Origin of the sequence: Lysinibacillus sp. NPDC093190 (genome assembly GCF_050280425.1) — a bacterium.
In the GTDB taxonomy this organism is placed as follows: domain Bacteria; phylum Bacillota; class Bacilli; order Bacillales_A; family Planococcaceae; genus Lysinibacillus.
Genome location: NZ_JBNNVG010000004.1, coordinates 117,846 through 135,072, shown reverse-complemented (window position 1 = coordinate 135,072; position 17,227 = coordinate 117,846). Strand labels below are relative to the sequence as shown.

Here is a 17,227-nt window from a genome sequence, read left to right as displayed (position 1 = left end):
AAGAGAACGTGAATGGTAGTGAGTTATGTTTAAAATAACTGTTACGATGCTACCCAATACTCTATATTATAAAGGCTTTTAAAGAGGGAATTTTTACTAATTAGAAACTCAAGATAAAGGGGAATGGCCTATGCAAGATATTCGACCAACGTCACGCTGGCGCAATGCTAAAAGAAAAGAAGAGGAAGAATTTACTGCTGGATTGATTGAGAAAGATGACTGTATTTACGCGGAATTGTTTCCAGATAGTTTTATTCATCAGACAGAAATGGTGCTAGAGCAGTATGCAGCATCCATTGCGAAACTGCCAAATCACCCAGATAGCTATCCTGCAATTATGAAATCTATTGAAACGGCGGTACTTGCCCTAAATGAGATTAATGAGATAGGTGGAGGCGGATTAATTGAAACTGGAGAACGAGAGGAGCTTTGCGACTATTTTGACCAAGTGCTGATTCATTGTGGACTTGATATTGATGACCTTACTAAAAGTCAGAATCTTGGACGTTATGAGTTAACAGATGATTGGCGTGAGTGGTAATTAGAGGGGGGTGTTCGTTTTGCTTGAATTGACGAGTGCAGTATGGGGAAATCTGACAGGACCAAAGGGCTCTGGAGAGAATGTGCCAGCGTTATTACAGCGATTGAAGCAAGCATACGACCAAGAAACAGTTGATGCGCTTTTTGAAGACTATTTGTTTCATCAAAATACCATTTATACAGTTACCTATGCGGCTGTTCCTTATTTGATGCAGATAGCTTGTTCAACGAACTATCTCGAAGTGCAACATCATTTGTTTATTATCTGCGGTATTATTGAGGCGAGTCGCGGTGATAGTGGCTTTCCGACAGCTTTAAAGATACTTGATGAACATATCGGAGCAGATATTTACAATAGCTATATTGAGGCAATACGTGAGATGGCGTTATTAGGAAAAGATGTGCGTACCTACGCAACTACTTTGGATGATAATGTGGAAAAGCGTTATGTTCTCGCCGCAGATGCAACTTATCGAGGAGCGTACAGACTGGCGGATATGCTATTGACGTTTGTGACAGGGGATGAGTATATTGCTATATGTCCACATTGCAAGGAAGATGTATATTTGTGGGAGGGAGCTACACAGGCATTTGTACAAGACCCTGTTTTCGACAAGGAACAAGAGGCTCACAAAGTTGTACCTGCCTCGAAATTTTCAGATATGGAGCAAATATTGTTAGCAGAACAAGCGGCATTGATTGGTGAACAAGAACTTGTACATGATTTGCCGTATTTAGCTGGTGAGGTAAACTGTCCTTCGTGTAGTGTAAATATACAAATTTGGTCGGCGCTACTTGAGCAGTAATGGATATATTGAAAATTGAAATGTCAAGAAGAAATGAACTTTATTTTTGTCTCAATACAGTCTCAACAGTGGCGTTGCTCCATATTTTTCAACAAAGAGAGGGTGTGATTTTGGTCGATGCTTCTTCTGTTCATAAAATAACATTTATACTTGGGAATGATGAGTTAATTGACAACCAGAAATACGAGATGACTCTTTCTTTATCACTTAATGCCTTTGACTATGGCATCTACAAATTGCGTGAATTCATCAATACGGGGAATATTTCTTAAAGTATCAATTGATATAGTGTGATTTTAATGATTATGCGATAGTAAGAAGCATTTTGGGGAATGGATTATAAACAACCTTTCTACCACAAAAGAGTGTGTAACAGTATTACGAAAGTTTGAAATAAAGACAACACAGGAATGGATGTACAGTTAGATGAAAAAAACTTTTACATATCAAGACGAAAAATCAAATAAATTTTGGACAATTGATTATTTTAGGATGACAATATATGTGCATTACGGAAAAAATGGAACAATCGGGAAGTATGGAATGAAAGAATTTGAGTCACAAGAAATATGTGAAAAAGAAGCCCAAAAGTTAATTGTCAGTAAAATAAAGAAAGGGTATCAAGAAAATCCTACATTTGATTTTGATAATTGTCTTTACTTTGATGTAGGGGAATATGGTCCACATCCAAAAACGTCACACCCACGTTTTGTCGCCCATTTCACAGAAGAATTTTATTATGATTGTGGTGATGAAGAAGCACCTTTTGGTAGTGATGAAGGGTCTGATACACTTTATGAAATGGAAGAAGTCATAAGAAAGAAGCGCATCATTGACTTTGCTACTTTCCCGAAGCATTTAATAGAGAATATATGGGGAATGGATTATATATCAGTTGACACATTGGATGAAAAAGCTGTGCGTGATATGGCAAAAGAGCATGAAATGGATGTGATGCAAAGTGACATAATTACCTATGCAACAGCCTTTGGTCAAATTAAAATTACTGGGAAACTAGATTCAGCTTTGAAGAAGAATGCACTTTTAGCATTGAAGCGTTTTGCTATCATGTATTCTGATGGACAATTAACGGCAACACAGCAGACAATGTATAATGATTTACTTGCGTTTTAAATTGAAGTCAACAAGAAATAGACGGATTATAGCAAGATTGCCCAGTATTTGGAGTAACGAGATGCCGAGCCGTTCGATTCGCACGAAGCATTGATTGATGTGTTGCAACCTAGATGTATTCGGATTAGTGCGAATCAACAGCATCAGCTCGACTGTGTTTTTGATTTTTCTCTGGATGAAAATTATAGCGACCAGTTTTTGGGTTGTATACTTTGACGAGAATTTTGAGGTATATAATATTTCTCATGGAAGCTAGATCTTAATTTGAAAAGAAGAAATCAAAAACAGAGAATATTAAAAAAAGAAATGATGTAGATTTGAAATAAAGTTGTACCATCAAGAGACAAAATATACTTCTTGTAGCATTCTTGTGGAAATGCAGCAGGCATACTAGAAGTAAAAGGGAAATAAGCCCAAATGAAATAAAGGCTATAAAAAAGGAAAAGAAGTATCTACTTTCATGTCCATAAACGTGGACGTTAAAGTGGATACTTCTTTTTCAAGTAGAGGTAGTTTGGACAGGATAATAAAACAAAAGCAGGCAATCCAAAGAAGTACTGATATGTCCAAGCTTATTTTTAAGATTTTGATTTAATACATTAGAATTTTTAAAAAATCATGGATCCTGAATACAAGTACGCGGTGGAATCCAAGTTAAGGAAATTCTATTCGTATTAATGTAAGGTGAATAAAACGAATGTAAATATCTCAAAATAAAAATTGACTGGACACTAATTGGTGTCATATAATTAAGACACCAATCAGTGTCCAATTCATAAGGGGGAGGGCGATTTTGAGCGACAAGACTCAAGAGCGTGATGTTTATGCTGCTATTGCTGATCCAACAAGACGTCAATTAATACGTTTGCTGGCAGATGTAGAAGAATTACCTCTTCACGAATTAACGGCTCAATTTCAAATGGGTCGTACAGCCGTTTCTAAGCATTTGGCTATCCTTAAAGATGCTGATCTCGTAATTGCTCGAAGGGTTGGTAGAGAAACGAGGTATCGATTGAATGCCAAACCGTTGCAAGAAATTCAAGATTGGGTATCGTATTACGAAGATTTCTGGAAAGAAAGAATGGTTAAATTAAATCTTTTATTGGAGGAAAAAAAATGAAAGCAGATGTATCTTTAGATTATCAATTTACAAGTTCAATCGAGAAAGTTTGGAACGCATTAACGGATTCAGACACTCTTGAAAAATGGATATGGAAAAATGACTTTAAACCAATCGTAGGACATAAATTTCAATTCCGAGCTGAGCCAAATGAATGGTGGGATGGAATTGTCAATTGCGAGGTACTTAAAGTGGACGAGCCTCATACATTATCTTACACTTGGGCAAGTGCCGGAGAAACTACTACTGTTACATGGACGTTGACAGAAGGTTCAGATGGAACTACACATTTACATCTTGATCAAAGCGGATTCAGTGAAGCAACGAAAGCTCGCCAAGGAGCAATCGAAGGAGCTAAATACGCTTGGGTTAACATGGGTAATCAGCTCGAAAAAGTGTTAGCATAAAAATGATTTCTTCTTCTCCCATGATACCTGCTTTTCAAGATCAACCTTTTAAGCAAGTATCAAAAAGTTAAGGAGAATAATCAATATTAATCGTTTGGCGCTTTTCAGGACACGAAAAGCGTCATTTTTTTGTCGATTCATAAACACAACAAATACAGTTGAAGTTGTGCTAACATGACTGTACTAGATGGAATGGAGAGAATAGCCGATGAAAATAAATCAATTAATTGCTAACAATATAAATCGCTTAGATGTCGACTTGCCGGAAGATCAATCTTTAGGAATTGCTGGTTTGTCCGGATCTGGTAAAACTACATTTTGTCAAACTATTGGTGAAGAATCTAAGAAGCGTCTCGTTTCTTTATTGCCAAAGGCTGAATATCAGTATTTATTCCCTAATATAATGGAAACAAATTTCAGTGCCATCAAGATGGAAGAAATGCCTTTAGTCCTTTTTCTCGGGAAATCATCAATTTCTACCAATCCACGTTCAACGGTTGGTACCCATACAGGCATTTTTAAAGAGATTCGTGAAAGGCTTGCAGAAAAGTTTGATCTTTCGCCAGAGGTTTTTTCCTTTAATAATGCATTAGGCTGGTGTCCTGCATGTAAAGGACGAGGAACAACTAAAAATGTCGAATGTAAAAAGTGTGAGGGTAAGCGTTACAGTCCAGAAGTTGAGCAATATAAGCTAGAATTATGGAATCAGCCGCATAGTATTTCCGATATTAACAATTTAAGTATTGAAGCGATTTATTCCCTTTCAGAGGAATTAAATATTAGCGAAGAGAGACAACACATTCTTGAAAATATTATCAATATGAATATTGGTTACTTAACAATAAATCGAATCATGGGTACTTTATCTGGCGGGGAATTAACACGACTTTACTTAGCAGAATTTATGGCAGCTAGTGAAAATACCGTGATTATTATTGATGAAATTTCTGTTGGTCTTGATCACCAAACTTTGTTGAAAATTTTAGAACAGATTAAACAATTGGGCTATAAAAATCAAATTTGGCTTATTGATCATTCTGATACGGTGCTCGATACAGCGGATGAGCAACTGTTCTTTGGGCCGGGCAGTGGGAAATACGGCGGAAGAATCGTCGAAGAATCACCACGTCCAGAGCCAATCCATTGGGAACGAAATCAGGTAATGCCTACAGACTATTATCAATTTCATGATCTTTACTGTCGTAATATTGAAATGGCTGACATTCAGATTCCAAAAAATAGACTTGTAACTGTTACAGGTGAGTCTGGCTGTGGGAAATCAACCCTTGTCAATGAGTGCATCTCCAAGGATTTTCTAAAACGATATCCAAAAGATAAACTGGTCATGGTAGGACAAGACCGAAACCAATCGATAACTAGCCGATCAACTGTTGCAACGTTTCTTGATATCAAAAGGAAAATGACGAAATACAGTGACGAAATTGACGATATTTTTCAACGCTCCATTGAAGACATTATTGAGGAGCTTCCAAATGAAGACATCGTTCATAAACGCTTAAGTTTACTGATCAAGCTGGGGCTCGGTTATTTGACGTTGGAACGAAAAACACAATCTTTATCGACAGGTGAGTTTCAATGTGTTCATTTAGTTTCTGAGCTGTTTTCGAACGCAAGAAACCCGCATACGCTGTTTATTTTCGACGAACCTTCAAAAGGTTTATCACAAAATATTTTAAACCAATTCATTGATAGTGTTAGGGACATTCTGCAAGATGAATCCGTCTCTATTATGATGATTGAACATAATGCCTATATGATAGATAGCTCTGATTTTATCGTAGATTTTGGGAAAAGACAGCAGGAACCTGTTCGACATCTTGATGTTGTTAGTCATGATGATTATTTTAGTCAACTTAACAGTACAAGTAGTGATGCTTCATTGCATATAACTTCTACACTAGATTTTAAAAATGACATTCATTACTTAGAAGAAAATCATATTACCTATTTTAAAAATGCTGAAAACATTTATAAAGGCGGTATTTTAAAAAGCTTATCATCCATGGCCCGTTTAATTTATGGGGAGTACGAATCTGCAACGATTGCACCAGTCGTTGCCATTGACCTGGAAAGACACTTATATAGTCAGTATAGTTTTTTATATGAAATTGGTGGCTTAATCAACCATATCGTGGCTGCCCATCCGACCAATAAAAATACAAGAAGCTTTGATTTCTTTAGTCAAGAAAATCATTGCCCTAGCTGTTCTGGCCGCCTGGAAATTGAAAAATTTGATTTCGATATAGTCATACAAGACAAAACAGTGCCATTTTGGGATGGCTTATTACATCTAGACGTGATGGAAGTATTAAAATATTATCAATATCCGAAATTGCAATTCCTTTTTGATGAGATCAAAAAGGAACTGGGTCAAGATATTAGTAAAAGCTACAATGAGATGACAGAAGAAGAAAGACATACATTCCTATATGGTTATTGGGAAAAATCATTTTATGATAAAGCAAGTAAGTCCTCCAAAAAATGGGAAGGTTTTAATTTTATCCTTGGACGTTATATCGTTATTTCGAAATCAATTATTAAAGAGCAAATGAAAGAATCAAAAGAAATGATTGCCTGTCCAATATGTCATGGAGCGGTGCTAAACCATAAGAAAAAACTAACGTTTGGAGACACTGATATTCGGGAAATAATTCATCAACCGATCGATCAGGTCATAAAAACTGTAGGGAACTTACCAGAGCTTGAAAAACTAAAAGCAATTGTAGGTGGCGATATGACACTTACGGAAGATGTCTCCTTACTTCCTAGAGAAACACAAGTATCGTTAAAAATGCTTGAATTAGATCTAGCAAGCTTTGCCGGTTATGAAATAGTACTAAATAATGTTTTACCATTCTGGGACAAAATTAAAGATAATATCGAAGCAATAAGCCGCAATAATCTAATTACAATCTGTGATTTTGCCAACATTGACGAAACGAGAGAAACCATCATTGATAAGTATTTCACTAATGGCAAATACAAAAAACTAACATACGTCTATGAAGCATTTGGCTATAAAAAAATTGTGACACAAATTAATAAAATTAAAGCAAGTCATAAATGTCCATTCTGTAATGGGAAGAAAGTCATTTCAGAAGATAATCTCCATGATGGCGTCTATAAATTATCAGTACCATGTGTTAGTTGCTATGCAAGTGGCATCAATGATGAAGGGCGTAAGGAGATCGTCGAAGGTGTAGACGTTCAAACATGGCTTACAGGCAAAGTAAATGATGTTGTGGTTGAAAGTTTACGAACGGAGGCTGTTTCAGATATACCTATTTTCAATCGTATTCGTGAGTTAAATAAACGAGATATGATGGCGATTTACCAATACCTTGAGCAAAATAATTAATTATTTTAAAAGTAAGCTACCTCATAAACTCATTTGCAAAAATAAATGCAAATGAGTTTTTATGTTATTCTGAGAAAGAGCTTGTAAAAAAGTTATTAGAATAAAAGGGGAAAGATATGAATGGCAGAATTAGTGGATTGGAAAAATAATGCTCACGGCCATAAATTTATAGCTTCATTTAGCGGAGGAAAAGATAGTGTCTTAGCTCTATATAAATCGATGAAGGTTGGAGAGGCGATTGGACTGATCGTCATGCTGGAGGAAGAAGGTAAAAGTTCCAGATCTCATGGAATGCCTCCTGAACTCATTCGTGCTCAAGCTCAATCTATAGGTTTATCTGTTTATACTGCAGCAGCAAGCTGGACAGAATACGAAAATGTATTTATGCACCTTTTAGAAAAAGCTAAAAATCAAGGTGCCGAAGTGTTAGTAACGGGAGACTTAGATATGCCGGAACATGGCTGCTGGCATGACAAGGTTACGCAGAATGCTGGGTTAAAGCTAGGCATGCCTTTATGGGAAATGAATCATCGTGAAGCCGTCGATGAGTTCATAAACCTAGGATTTGTTACAATCATTGTAACTGTTAATTTAGCATTAGGAATGCGAGAGGATGATTTAGGGCGGACGTTAACCCATGAATACGTAAAGGAGCTTGAATCCCGTGGTATTGACCCTTGCGGAGAAGGTGGAGAGTTCCATACGACAGTATTAGATGGGCCCATTTTTAAACATCCTATTCCAGTTCGTAAATGTGAGGTTATTAAAAACGGAGAATATGCTTTTTTACCTTTAGAGCTAGACCAAAACTAAATCTTATAGGTGCCGCACAGAAGATTATAATTGTAAATTGCGGAATGATACTGTATTTTCCTTTAAACACAGAGAATAGCGTGGGACATTGTCTATCTATTTGAGGCGTGTTTCATGTTATTTTTTTGCCTGCAGTAAAAAATGTTTGAATTTAGGACTATATGTATTTAGTATCGATAAAAGATTTTCGTGATCCTTAGGTATCATTTGCGAACTTTTTTGACATATTCCATCCAGAATATTCGTGTTTAAGTCGTTGGAATGCGCTTCCTCCATCGGCTGAAACACGAACATTTTAGTTACCAGTAATATCTTCAACTGACTGTATAATCATGTGTTCCCTTACTAGCTCAAAGAGTTGGGATGAAAAAAATATTACTGTAAATAATGGATACTTTGATTGGAAAAATATTAAAAGGGTCACCGGAGGAAAGTGACCCTTAGTAAATATTTGAAGGGAAAGGATAAGATTATATTATCCTATTAATTATGGGCATTGGAGGCGGTATTGGGTATTAATAGAATCCGATGAAGCTAGTGCCGACAATGATCAATAGAATGAATAGAACAACGATTAGCGCAAATGCTGAACCAGTACCATAACCGCCGCCAGAACCGCAGTATTCAGACATAGTAATTACCTCCTTTCTACAATCTATAATATGAATTGTTGTTAAAAGGAAGTGCGATATTTATCTACTCATTAAAATAAAATTTTAAAAAAGTTTTATAAAAAAACCACTCATGTAAAAGTGACCCTGAAATATGGTGATAAAAAGCTAATTATAAAAATTCAGCGAATAATATAAAAAAGATTGATTATTTTTCATCCTCCTTATTTCACAAAAGCCCGCCTTAGCTTAATAATGAAAGATATTTAACTAGGTCTAATGTATTCTCCTGTTAAAGCATTAAAGCCCGCTGCTTGCATTTTTGTTTGGTCACTATTCCAACCGATCACTAATAGAAGATTAATATTTCTCTCTATATCTTTTCTAAGCATAAAATTATACCCTTTAGCCCAATTTTTACCTGGATAAATACCGCCGATTTTTAGTGCCTTTTGAAGCATTTCAGGTGAATCATATATAATATCTTTCATTTGTATAAACTCTTTTTTTGGGTAAGGAGAAGCACCATCGCTCGTTAAATCATTTGTATCATCTATTTTTCCGTCATGAATGGTTACTAAAAAAGCCTTATTAGTTTCTGGCACTCCAAATAAAATATTCCAATGCTTTCTTTTGCCGTTACTTCCAATTGACTTCCCAGGCTTATCTAAATCAATATTTATTGCATCTATTAATTGAGCATTTTTATTCCATTTCAATGCAGGCGGATTGGCTAATTCAATCGCTTGCTTTATTGATAATTCTTGCTGTTCAGCGACTTCTAATGGATCTTCAGTTGATTGTAGTGTACGAGCAGATACTTTCTCAACAGCACCAACTGAAATTAACAAAAGTAAGACAACAAACACTATTTTTTTCATTTTCTCGCCACCTTTTTAAGGATATTGTTTACAAACTTTATTCATTTATTCACCGTCGATCAATAAGCTATTACTTGTCGAACAATTATTCCAATGGTAAAAAGGGATATACTGGATTTTATAGAATACTATTAACCAACCTATAAAATTTTTAATCAGGGGTGATGAGATTGGAAATTACTCAAGAACAAAAGTCGTTATTCAGTAAAATTGGCTATCTCTATTTACCAGCTAACAATATTGATGAAGTAATTGAATGGTACCAAAATAAGCTTGGATTTCATCTGAAAACACCGAAGTTTCAAGATGATATTGGTTTTGTAGCAGTATTAACACCGCCAGAAGGATATGTTGTATTACTCCTTGTAGAAACAAGGGATCCTACAACAGCAGATTTTTTACGCGACGGTCGCACGTATCAAACGTTTACTTTAAATTGTCCAGACCTTGAATATACACATTCATCTTTAAAAAATAGTGGTGTAGAAGTTACCGAAATTGTTATGCGAGGGGAAAATGCTAAATACTTTGTCTTTACCGACCCATCAGGTAATCATATTGAGGCTGCTTGGTCTGTATGGGATTAGGTGTAATCAACATTAATTTTCAACAGGGAGGATTCAAATTAATATTGATTTATAACTTTAACATTGCGATGTCTGTTCTATAAGAGTACTTTTCAGCAAAACAGAAGCTAATATTGAGTAATGGCGCATATAATTTATACAAATAACCTCGTTAGTATGGGGTGATTTTTTATTGGATGTTTAAGTAAAATGGTTTTAGTTAGATCAAAAATCATCGTTCAAGGTGGAATTGAAATCATGAATGCAAATCAAAATGAGCGAATTCTCTATGCGGTTTTCGAAAATGAAATTCAATTACCTATCCTAGATATTACTCATCCTCTTTTCAACGCAAGTATTGATGAACAGGCGTATCATTTGAGCTGTCGCAAGTCAGCCCGGAGCATTGAATCATTGAAGAAGATGCCTGCCTTTATCCGGAACATCTTTGTGAAAATGTCGAATGTCGACAATTCCTATCTTAGCGGCATGCGTACTTTGCTGTACAAACTTGGCCCCGAATTAAGCAGGGGGATAAAATTAGGTTTCCGAGACAAGTGGGCTGTGAAGCAAACCTCTTTCATGGGACTTCGGATTAGGCTGAGGGATCTTTGCCGGAGCCAGTCGAAAATTTTGCTAGCCCAGCTCAAGCAATTCCCTGAACGGAACCTTTGTTTCTTCAATATCGCTGGTGGGGCCGCTACTGACAGTATCAACACCCTGATTCTAATGCAGGAATCGGACCCGGAATTACTAAAAGGACGGAAGATTGAGATCAACATTTTAGATATCGATACTTACGGTCCCAATTTCGCCAAACGGTGCATCGATGTTTTGAAGCGGCCGGGGGAACGCTTTCATGGTCTGGACATTAACCTCAAAACAATTCGTTATGACTGGAGCCAGCCTGAGGCATTACAAAAGATGAGTTTGGAACGATCCGATTGGATTCAGCTCTGTTCATCGGAGGGCGGTCTTTTTGAATACGGTTCAGAATTAGATATCATTGAAAATTTAAATCATTTCTTTGCCAACTCACCTAAGGACGCTCGGGTCACGGGTTCATTAATTTTCGACCGGGCGCATGTAAATCCGGGATACCTTGGATTTACAGAGTTTATTGGCGTGCAAATTCGATATCTAGGGCTGGAGGGGTTGCAGCGAATTTTATCTCAAACTTCGTGGGTTTTGGAAGAATCCCATGAAATTGATACAATCTATATTCTGTTTTCCTTGAAGAAAGCGTGACTGGTAGGGAAGTGTGACATGATATTGCCTAGAAGCAAAAGAACGAAAAAAGGCATCTCATCCATAGATGAAACACCTTTTCTTGAAGTTATTGAGTTAATCGTTGAAGGAAGGTATCTAATTGTACTAGTGTGACATTGTCGTTCACCCCGAAAGCATTGTTACCTTTACCAATCGTAATTTTATTGGAAGAGAGAATAGCTACATAATTGTAAGCCCAATGCGTACTTGGAACATCAACAAATTGTAATGCTGTTCCTTGTTGTTTTAAATGGAATGCTTCCACTAAAACTTTCGCTAATTGACCACGTGTTATAGGAGAACCAGCATTGAATTTTCCGTTTACATCACCCGTAAAAACGCCGAGTTTTTTTAGTGCTTCCGCAGCACCTGCATATTTAGACGTTGGACTTACATCAGGAAAACTTGAATTGGTGTTACTAGTATCTAAATGTAATTGATTAGCCAGTTTAAGAGCAACCTCACCACGCGATGCATAAACGCTAAAGTCAACTTCAGTGCCTTTTACTTCTCCCAAATCATTTTCAGTGAAGTTTGCAATGCGTTTTGCCCCTACGTAACGAGATCCCCAGTAATAGGGATCATTGATTTTATCGATTTTAACCCCAGAACTTGTAGTAGCTGAAATAAAATTGCTGTCACCTATGTATATGCCAACATGGGAAACACCGCTTCCCGAAGTATTAAAAAATACTAGATCCCCAGTCTTCAACTGATCTTTAGCAATAGCAGTACCTTGCTGATATTGAGCTGTAGATGTACGTTGTAGTGAAATCCCTAACTTAGAAAAAACGATTTGTGTATATGCTGAGCAATCTACACCTGTCTTAATATCTGTTCCTCCATATTGATAAGGAACACCTATATATGCTTTTGCTGTATTTGTTATATCTGCTATTGTTGCTGCTTTCGCATCATGATTACCCATGCCTGTGAAGAACATAAACGATGCGAAAATGGGTAGTAACCATTTTTTCTTCAATTAAACCTTACTCCTTTCAAAAAGCTTTCGACTTTGACTAAAGTAAGAATAGCATGAAACAGGCATGAGTTATTTTTCAATAATATTACCGATTCCCCTTAAACAGCAAAATTGATACCTTAATTTTAACTGTGTAAAACTTCTGCAATAATCATGGGCAATTTTACTAAAAATAGTTGAAGTAATTGGATAGAGAGGGATAAAAGTGTTAAGTTAGATATTTTATCTAATTAAAAACCGTTATTTATTTTTAAGTGATTCCCTAGTTATTTCACTGAGGATTGAGGTGAACACGGTATTTTGGCTGTCACTCTTTAAAGTTTTCGCTATTATTGGTATGATTATCCACCGACCAACTGACTGGTATTTTGAAGATAAAACTTTATTTTCTCGCTTACAATACTGAGAAAATTAGCTTAGATTACTTTATAATAATTTAAATTGGATATACGAAATAAAATAAAAGGATTCTTTTGATGGCATTCGGTACTCCGGAGGTATGAATCAAAAGAATCTTTTTTGTATTACAGGAGGAGGTTTTCGAAAAGCTTATACTTGATTAAAAAAACAAAAAAACCCAGTTTAATACTGGGGCGGCGGTTTGTCAGGTCAAGTATTTTTACTTTTCTGGGTAATCTATATGTAATGGAGGTGAACTAAACAACCTCTAGTATTATTAAGTCGTAACAACCAAGTTGAACTTACCCTGTGTGGAACTGACCATACATTAGAGCAATATCATTTCTACAATTTTAGGATATGGTTAAAAAACCCCCCGTCAACCATTTCTATTAACAAAATAGTTTGACCGTAAATTACACTCCATTCAAGTATTGATCGAACCGTAGCTAAGAGAATATAGTGTTGTTTTATTGGCTATGTAATTAAAAAAATCCTTATTAGCGTTTACAAATGCTGGAACGGATTTTGTGTATCACTGGATTTGTTGCCTTGCGGTTGATTTTTTCTACTAAAATAAAATATAACTCCATTGGAATTGAAGGCAAAATGCATTTTAATAATAGTATAGGGAGTGAAAATGATGAGAGAAATAAATATTGCAAAAGTTATTACAACAAAAAGAAAAGAAAAAGGTATCACACAAGATAAACTTGCTGAGTATGTCGGTGTATCGAAGGCTTCCGTATCCAAATGGGAGACGGCTCAAAGCTATCCGGATATCACCCTGCTGCCACAATTGGCAAACTATTTTAATATAAGCATTGATGAACTCATAGGCTACCACCCGCAAATGACAAAAGAAGATATAAAGAAAACATACCAACGGCTGGCTGAGGATTTTAGCAACAAGCCTTTTGATGATGTACTTGATCAATGCCGTGCAATTATAAAGAAATATTTCTCTTGTTTTCCTCTGCTACTGCAAATGGCTAAATTATTTGTCAATCATTTTGTCCTTGCTACGGAAAGGGGAAAACAAGAAGCACTGTTACAGGAAGCCATTGATTTATGTATCCGGATTAAGAAGGAAAGTGATGATATTTGGATCGCGAAGCAGGCAAATTCATTGGAAGTGCTATGTCATATTATCTTAAATCAACCAATGGAAGCTTTGGAATTACTTGACGAAACAATGAAACCGCCGATTAGTGATAACTTTTTACTCTCCAAAGCCTATCAAATGACAGGAAATATAGAGAAGGCAAAGGAAGCTTTGCAGGTTAGTCTGTATCAACATCTTCACGGCCTACTTGCGCCGGCACAGTCATACTTGCTGTTAGTTGCCAATCAACCTGAAAAATTTGAGCAGGCCCTTGAACGTTTTATCGAAATTTCAAAAATCTTTGAAGTAGAAAAACTGGACCCTAATTTGTTGTAACAAATAGTCCGACACTAAATTTGTTAATTCACCAGGTAAAGTACCGATCACTAATTTCCCTGCTTTTAATTTTTTAAGTTCAATTATCTGATTGCTTGTATTATCTATTGCTCGAAAAATATGAGTACATTGCTCATGCAATATCTTACCAGCATCTGTAATAGCTATTTTTTCCCAAGACGATCGAATAGTGGAATGCCAAGTTCATTTTCCAATACTTTAATTTGATGGCTAAGCGTTGGTTGAGTAATATTCAATTTTTCGGCAGCCTTTGTAAAATGAAGTTCATTGCACAATACTAAAAATATTCAAGCTGTCGTATTTCCATATACGTACCTTCTTTAATAAGATTATTTCTTATATTATAACATTATTTATATAGAGAACCGTTTAATTCATCGGAGAATTGATATCAAATTTAGTAATATGAGAGGAGTCAAATACAATATCGAACTCCACCATGCGACTGCCATTTTTGCATAAAACCCTTCATGATTAACACTATTAGAACGCTATCAATCTGATTACCTTCAACAAAATAATTTATCAGCATGACCACCCGAAAACGACTTAAGAGAAATCATTATTACATAAATTTTCACTATTCAATTGCAAAAGAACTACCTAAATCCCACAATTCATCCTCTAGAGTTTCTAATAGAGTTTTTGTTCTCTTTTCCATATTATCAGGGAGCTCTTTTTTACTGAAATATGTAAGTTTCAAACTCTCACCATCCTTTATCTCCAACACACCACTTACATTTTTAGCAATATAAAGATGAATGACTGTATAGACTTCATCCCCATTTGGATATTGGAAATAATAATCTGGTCCTGAAAAAACACCAATCAGGTCAAATTCATTGGCTACGAGTCCTGTTTCTTCATGGAGCTCACGGTAAGCAACTTCTTCTAAAGTTTCATTTAGTTCCATTGAGCCCCCGGGTAATCCCCAATCCAACGTATCCGAACGATGTTGAAAGAGAATTTTCTTATCATCGTTTATCACAAGAATTGTCGCCCCGATGCTTATAATCGGCCTACTACCGATAAGTTTCCTTAATTCTGAAATATAGCCTATACTCGTCCCCCTAATACTTGTCATTAAAAAATATTCGTTTTTTCAAAATATGAATCCTCTATTTTACTTCCAAGTTTTAAAAATAGCTTCATTGGTATTGATCAACAATCTTTTTTGTGCAAAATAGTGCTAAAAAATACAGAATAGTTCTTCAAAAATGAAAAATAGCTTTTTATGATCAGGCTTTTTCAAATTTTGACTATATTGATTGTTTTGAAAACTCTATGTTAAGGTTAAAAGACAAATTGAATATGCTAAATTTTGGTGGTTCAAATGGATTTATTCCATTTGATTAAAAGGGAAGTTGGTGAGAGTCCAACACTGTCCCGCAACTGTATTTAGGAGTTCAATAACAAAGCCACTGTTTTGTTTGTCAAAATGGGAAGGTGTTATTGTAGCGTTGATCATAAGTCAGGAGACCTGCCACTAAGGTAAGCATCAATTGACCTACGAGGATAGGGAGGTGTTAGCTACTGCATGATCTTTGTGAATGCTTGTAAATTCACTGTTTATTTGCTCTGTCATGCTTTTGTAGATTAACAACTTCTCAAAGGGGTAGAAGTTGTTTTTTTTGTAGTTCTTTCGTGTTTAATTGGTAACGCTTACAAGAATAATTAAACAAAGGGGTTGTAATGAATGGAGTTAAATTATTCGCCAGGTCTTGATGGCATCATTGCCGCTGAAACAAAGCTATCTTTTTTAGACACTATAGGAAGTCAAATTGTCATAAGAGGCTATGATTTGATTGAATTATCACAGAAATATTCATATTTAGACATTGTCTACTTATTGTTGCATGGGGAAATACCAAATACCAAGCAACAAGCTGATTTACAGGACAAGTTGAAATCTAATTATCAAGTTCCACAAGAGATTTTTCAAATTTTCAAGTTATTGCCTAACGGGACACATGCTATGGATGGGCTTAGAACAGGAATTTCTGTTTTAGCAGGCTATGATCAGCACATCAATGATCGTTCTACTGAAAAGAATTTGACGCGAGCATATAGACTTTTAGGTGGCATGCCCAACATCGTAGCGAATAGCTATCGTGTATTAAATGGTCAAGATGTCGTGGAGCCTGATAGCAAGCTTTCCTATAGTGCAAATTTTTATTACATGATTACTGGCAGAAAACCAACTGCGTTAGAAGAAGAAATCTTTGATCAGTCACTCGTTTTATATAGTGAACATGAGATGCCAAATTCGACGTTTACAGCTCGTGTAATTGCCTCTACACAATCTGATTTGTATGGTGCTTTAACTGGGGCTGTCGCATCATTGAAAGGTAATTTACATGGTGGGGCAAATGAGGCTGTGATGTATATGCTTCTTGAAGCCAAAACAGTTGAAGGCTTTGAAACATTGCTGGAAAACAAACTACAAAATAAAGAAAAGATTATGGGCTTTGGTCACCGTGTATATATGAAAAAGATGGACCCAAGAGCGCAAATTATGAAAGAGGCTTTGCACAAATTATGTTTGGAGCAAGGGGATGACCGCTTATATCACATGTGTGAAGCTGGTGAAAAAGTGATGGTACAGAAAAAAGGGTTGTACCCAAATTTAGATTATTATGCAGCACCAGTGTACTACATGCTTAGTTTGCCGATTGAAATATATACACCAATCTTCTTTGGCTCACGAACTATCGGCTTATGTGCTCATGTGATAGAACAGCATGACAATAATAGATTATTTAGACCTCGTGTCAATTATATTGGCGAGCGTCATAACCTTGAAGAATTATCGGTATAATCAAGTTTTAACAACTCGCCATAGAGCTGATGGGCATTCT

At 36.0% G+C, this 17,227-nt stretch carries 16 protein-coding genes, 1 pseudogene and 1 riboswitch; of the genes and pseudogenes, 12 read left to right on the top strand and 5 right to left on the bottom strand.

The window, feature by feature from the left end; translation table 11 throughout:
* The first annotated feature begins 130 nt into the window (after positions 1-130).
* The 8 genes from ACQKOF_RS05305 to ACQKOF_RS05270 all read left to right on the top strand — a co-directional run bounded on the left by ACQKOF_RS05305 (position 131) and on the right by ACQKOF_RS05270 (position 8,199).
* Positions 131-541 (top strand): hypothetical protein, encoded by a 411-nt coding sequence (locus ACQKOF_RS05305; protein WP_427554379.1) that lies wholly within the window; start codon positions 131-133, stop codon positions 539-541.
* 19 nt (positions 542-560) lie between these two features.
* Positions 561-1,346 (top strand): hypothetical protein, encoded by a 786-nt coding sequence (locus tag ACQKOF_RS05300; RefSeq protein WP_427554377.1) that lies wholly within the window; start codon positions 561-563, stop codon positions 1,344-1,346.
* An 8-nt stretch (positions 1,347-1,354) separates the two neighbouring features.
* The gene (locus tag ACQKOF_RS05295) at positions 1,355-1,618 is read left to right on the top strand and encodes a hypothetical protein (protein ID WP_427554376.1); all 264 of its coding nucleotides are present in this window, start codon (positions 1,355-1,357) and stop codon (positions 1,616-1,618) included.
* Positions 1,619-1,772: 154 nt separating this feature from the next.
* Positions 1,773-2,480 (top strand): WGR domain-containing protein, encoded by a 708-nt coding sequence (locus ACQKOF_RS05290; RefSeq protein ID WP_427554374.1) that lies wholly within the window; start codon positions 1,773-1,775, stop codon positions 2,478-2,480.
* A gap of 793 nt (positions 2,481-3,273) precedes the next feature.
* A complete protein-coding gene (locus ACQKOF_RS05285) occupies positions 3,274-3,600 on the top strand; it encodes an ArsR/SmtB family transcription factor (protein WP_427554372.1) in 327 nt (108 codons plus the stop codon).
* Positions 3,597-4,007, top strand: coding sequence for an SRPBCC family protein (locus ACQKOF_RS05280; protein WP_427554370.1), 411 nt, complete (start codon positions 3,597-3,599; stop codon positions 4,005-4,007). Before ACQKOF_RS05285 ends, ACQKOF_RS05280 begins: the two co-directional genes overlap by 4 nt.
* Positions 4,008-4,215: 208 nt before the next feature.
* Entirely contained in the window at positions 4,216-7,386 is a 3,171-nt protein-coding gene (locus ACQKOF_RS05275; protein WP_427554368.1) for an ATP-binding cassette domain-containing protein, read from the top strand.
* A gap of 120 nt (positions 7,387-7,506) precedes the next feature.
* Positions 7,507-8,199: a diphthine--ammonia ligase gene (locus tag ACQKOF_RS05270; protein ID WP_427554366.1), complete on the top strand. Its 693-nt coding sequence runs from the start codon at positions 7,507-7,509 to the stop codon at positions 8,197-8,199.
* 515 nt (positions 8,200-8,714) lie between these two features.
* Here ACQKOF_RS05270 and ACQKOF_RS05265 read toward each other — a convergent pair.
* Positions 8,715-8,831: a YjcZ family sporulation protein gene (locus ACQKOF_RS05265; protein WP_427554364.1), complete on the bottom strand. Its 117-nt coding sequence runs from the start codon at positions 8,829-8,831 to the stop codon at positions 8,715-8,717.
* Positions 8,832-9,076: 245 nt separating this feature from the next.
* Positions 9,077-9,691, bottom strand: a complete 615-nt coding sequence (locus tag ACQKOF_RS05260) for a hypothetical protein (RefSeq protein ID WP_427554362.1) — start codon at positions 9,689-9,691, stop codon at positions 9,077-9,079.
* Positions 9,692-9,861: 170 nt separating this feature from the next.
* Between ACQKOF_RS05260 and ACQKOF_RS05255 the strand changes: the two genes are divergently transcribed.
* The gene (locus ACQKOF_RS05255; RefSeq protein ID WP_427554360.1) at positions 9,862-10,278 is read left to right on the top strand and encodes a VOC family protein; all 417 of its coding nucleotides are present in this window, start codon (positions 9,862-9,864) and stop codon (positions 10,276-10,278) included.
* Between the two features lie 237 nt (positions 10,279-10,515).
* Complete coding sequence (locus tag ACQKOF_RS05250; protein ID WP_427554358.1) at positions 10,516-11,505, top strand: hypothetical protein; 990 nt, start codon at positions 10,516-10,518, stop codon at positions 11,503-11,505.
* Between the two features lie 88 nt (positions 11,506-11,593).
* Here the strand turns inward: ACQKOF_RS05250 and ACQKOF_RS05245 are convergent, their stop codons facing one another.
* Entirely contained in the window at positions 11,594-12,508 is a 915-nt protein-coding gene (locus ACQKOF_RS05245; protein ID WP_427554356.1) for an NlpC/P60 family protein, read from the bottom strand.
* Between the two features lie 1,039 nt (positions 12,509-13,547).
* Here ACQKOF_RS05245 and ACQKOF_RS05240 point away from each other — a divergent pair.
* Positions 13,548-14,348 carry a helix-turn-helix domain-containing protein gene (locus ACQKOF_RS05240; protein ID WP_427554354.1) on the top strand — a complete coding sequence of 267 codons (801 nt, stop codon included), beginning with the start codon at positions 13,548-13,550 and terminating at the stop codon, positions 14,346-14,348.
* Here the strand turns inward: ACQKOF_RS05240 and ACQKOF_RS05235 are convergent.
* Positions 14,346-14,676 (bottom strand): annotated as a pseudogene (locus ACQKOF_RS05235) (LysR family transcriptional regulator); the annotation flags it as partial. The gene ACQKOF_RS05240 and the pseudogene ACQKOF_RS05235 overlap by 3 nt on opposite strands.
* 273 nt (positions 14,677-14,949) lie before the next feature.
* Positions 14,950-15,429 (bottom strand): NUDIX hydrolase, encoded by a 480-nt coding sequence (locus ACQKOF_RS05230; RefSeq protein WP_427554504.1) that lies wholly within the window; start codon positions 15,427-15,429, stop codon positions 14,950-14,952.
* A gap of 248 nt (positions 15,430-15,677) precedes the next feature.
* A riboswitch (cobalamin riboswitch) is annotated at positions 15,678-15,871 on the top strand.
* Between the two features lie 194 nt (positions 15,872-16,065).
* Here ACQKOF_RS05230 and mmgD point away from each other — a divergent pair.
* Positions 16,066-17,187 (top strand): citrate synthase, encoded by a 1,122-nt coding sequence (gene mmgD, locus ACQKOF_RS05225; protein ID WP_427554352.1) that lies wholly within the window; start codon positions 16,066-16,068, stop codon positions 17,185-17,187.
* Positions 17,188-17,227 lie beyond the last annotated feature (40 nt).

What these genes read in the sequence shown, in the direction of transcription:
- ACQKOF_RS05305 (WP_427554379.1), top strand. Translation starts at nt 131, where the DNA reads ATGCAAGATATTCGACCAACGTCACGCTGGCGCAATGCTAAAAGAAAA.
- ACQKOF_RS05290 (WP_427554374.1), top strand. Translation starts at nt 1,773, where the DNA reads ATGAAAAAAACTTTTACATATCAAGACGAAAAATCAAATAAATTTTGG.
- ACQKOF_RS05280 (WP_427554370.1), top strand. Translation starts at nt 3,597, where the DNA reads ATGAAAGCAGATGTATCTTTAGATTATCAATTTACAAGTTCAATCGAG.
- ACQKOF_RS05275 (WP_427554368.1), top strand. Translation starts at nt 4,216, where the DNA reads ATGAAAATAAATCAATTAATTGCTAACAATATAAATCGCTTAGATGTC.
- ACQKOF_RS05270 (WP_427554366.1), top strand. Translation starts at nt 7,507, where the DNA reads ATGGCAGAATTAGTGGATTGGAAAAATAATGCTCACGGCCATAAATTT.
- ACQKOF_RS05265 (WP_427554364.1), bottom strand. Translation starts at nt 8,831, where the DNA reads ATGTCTGAATACTGCGGTTCTGGCGGCGGTTATGGTACTGGTTCAGCA.
- ACQKOF_RS05260 (WP_427554362.1), bottom strand. Translation starts at nt 9,691, where the DNA reads ATGAAAAAAATAGTGTTTGTTGTCTTACTTTTGTTAATTTCAGTTGGT.
- ACQKOF_RS05250 (WP_427554358.1), top strand. Translation starts at nt 10,516, where the DNA reads ATGAATGCAAATCAAAATGAGCGAATTCTCTATGCGGTTTTCGAAAAT.
- ACQKOF_RS05240 (WP_427554354.1), top strand. Translation starts at nt 13,548, where the DNA reads ATGATGAGAGAAATAAATATTGCAAAAGTTATTACAACAAAAAGAAAA.
- mmgD (WP_427554352.1), top strand. Translation starts at nt 16,066, where the DNA reads ATGGAGTTAAATTATTCGCCAGGTCTTGATGGCATCATTGCCGCTGAA.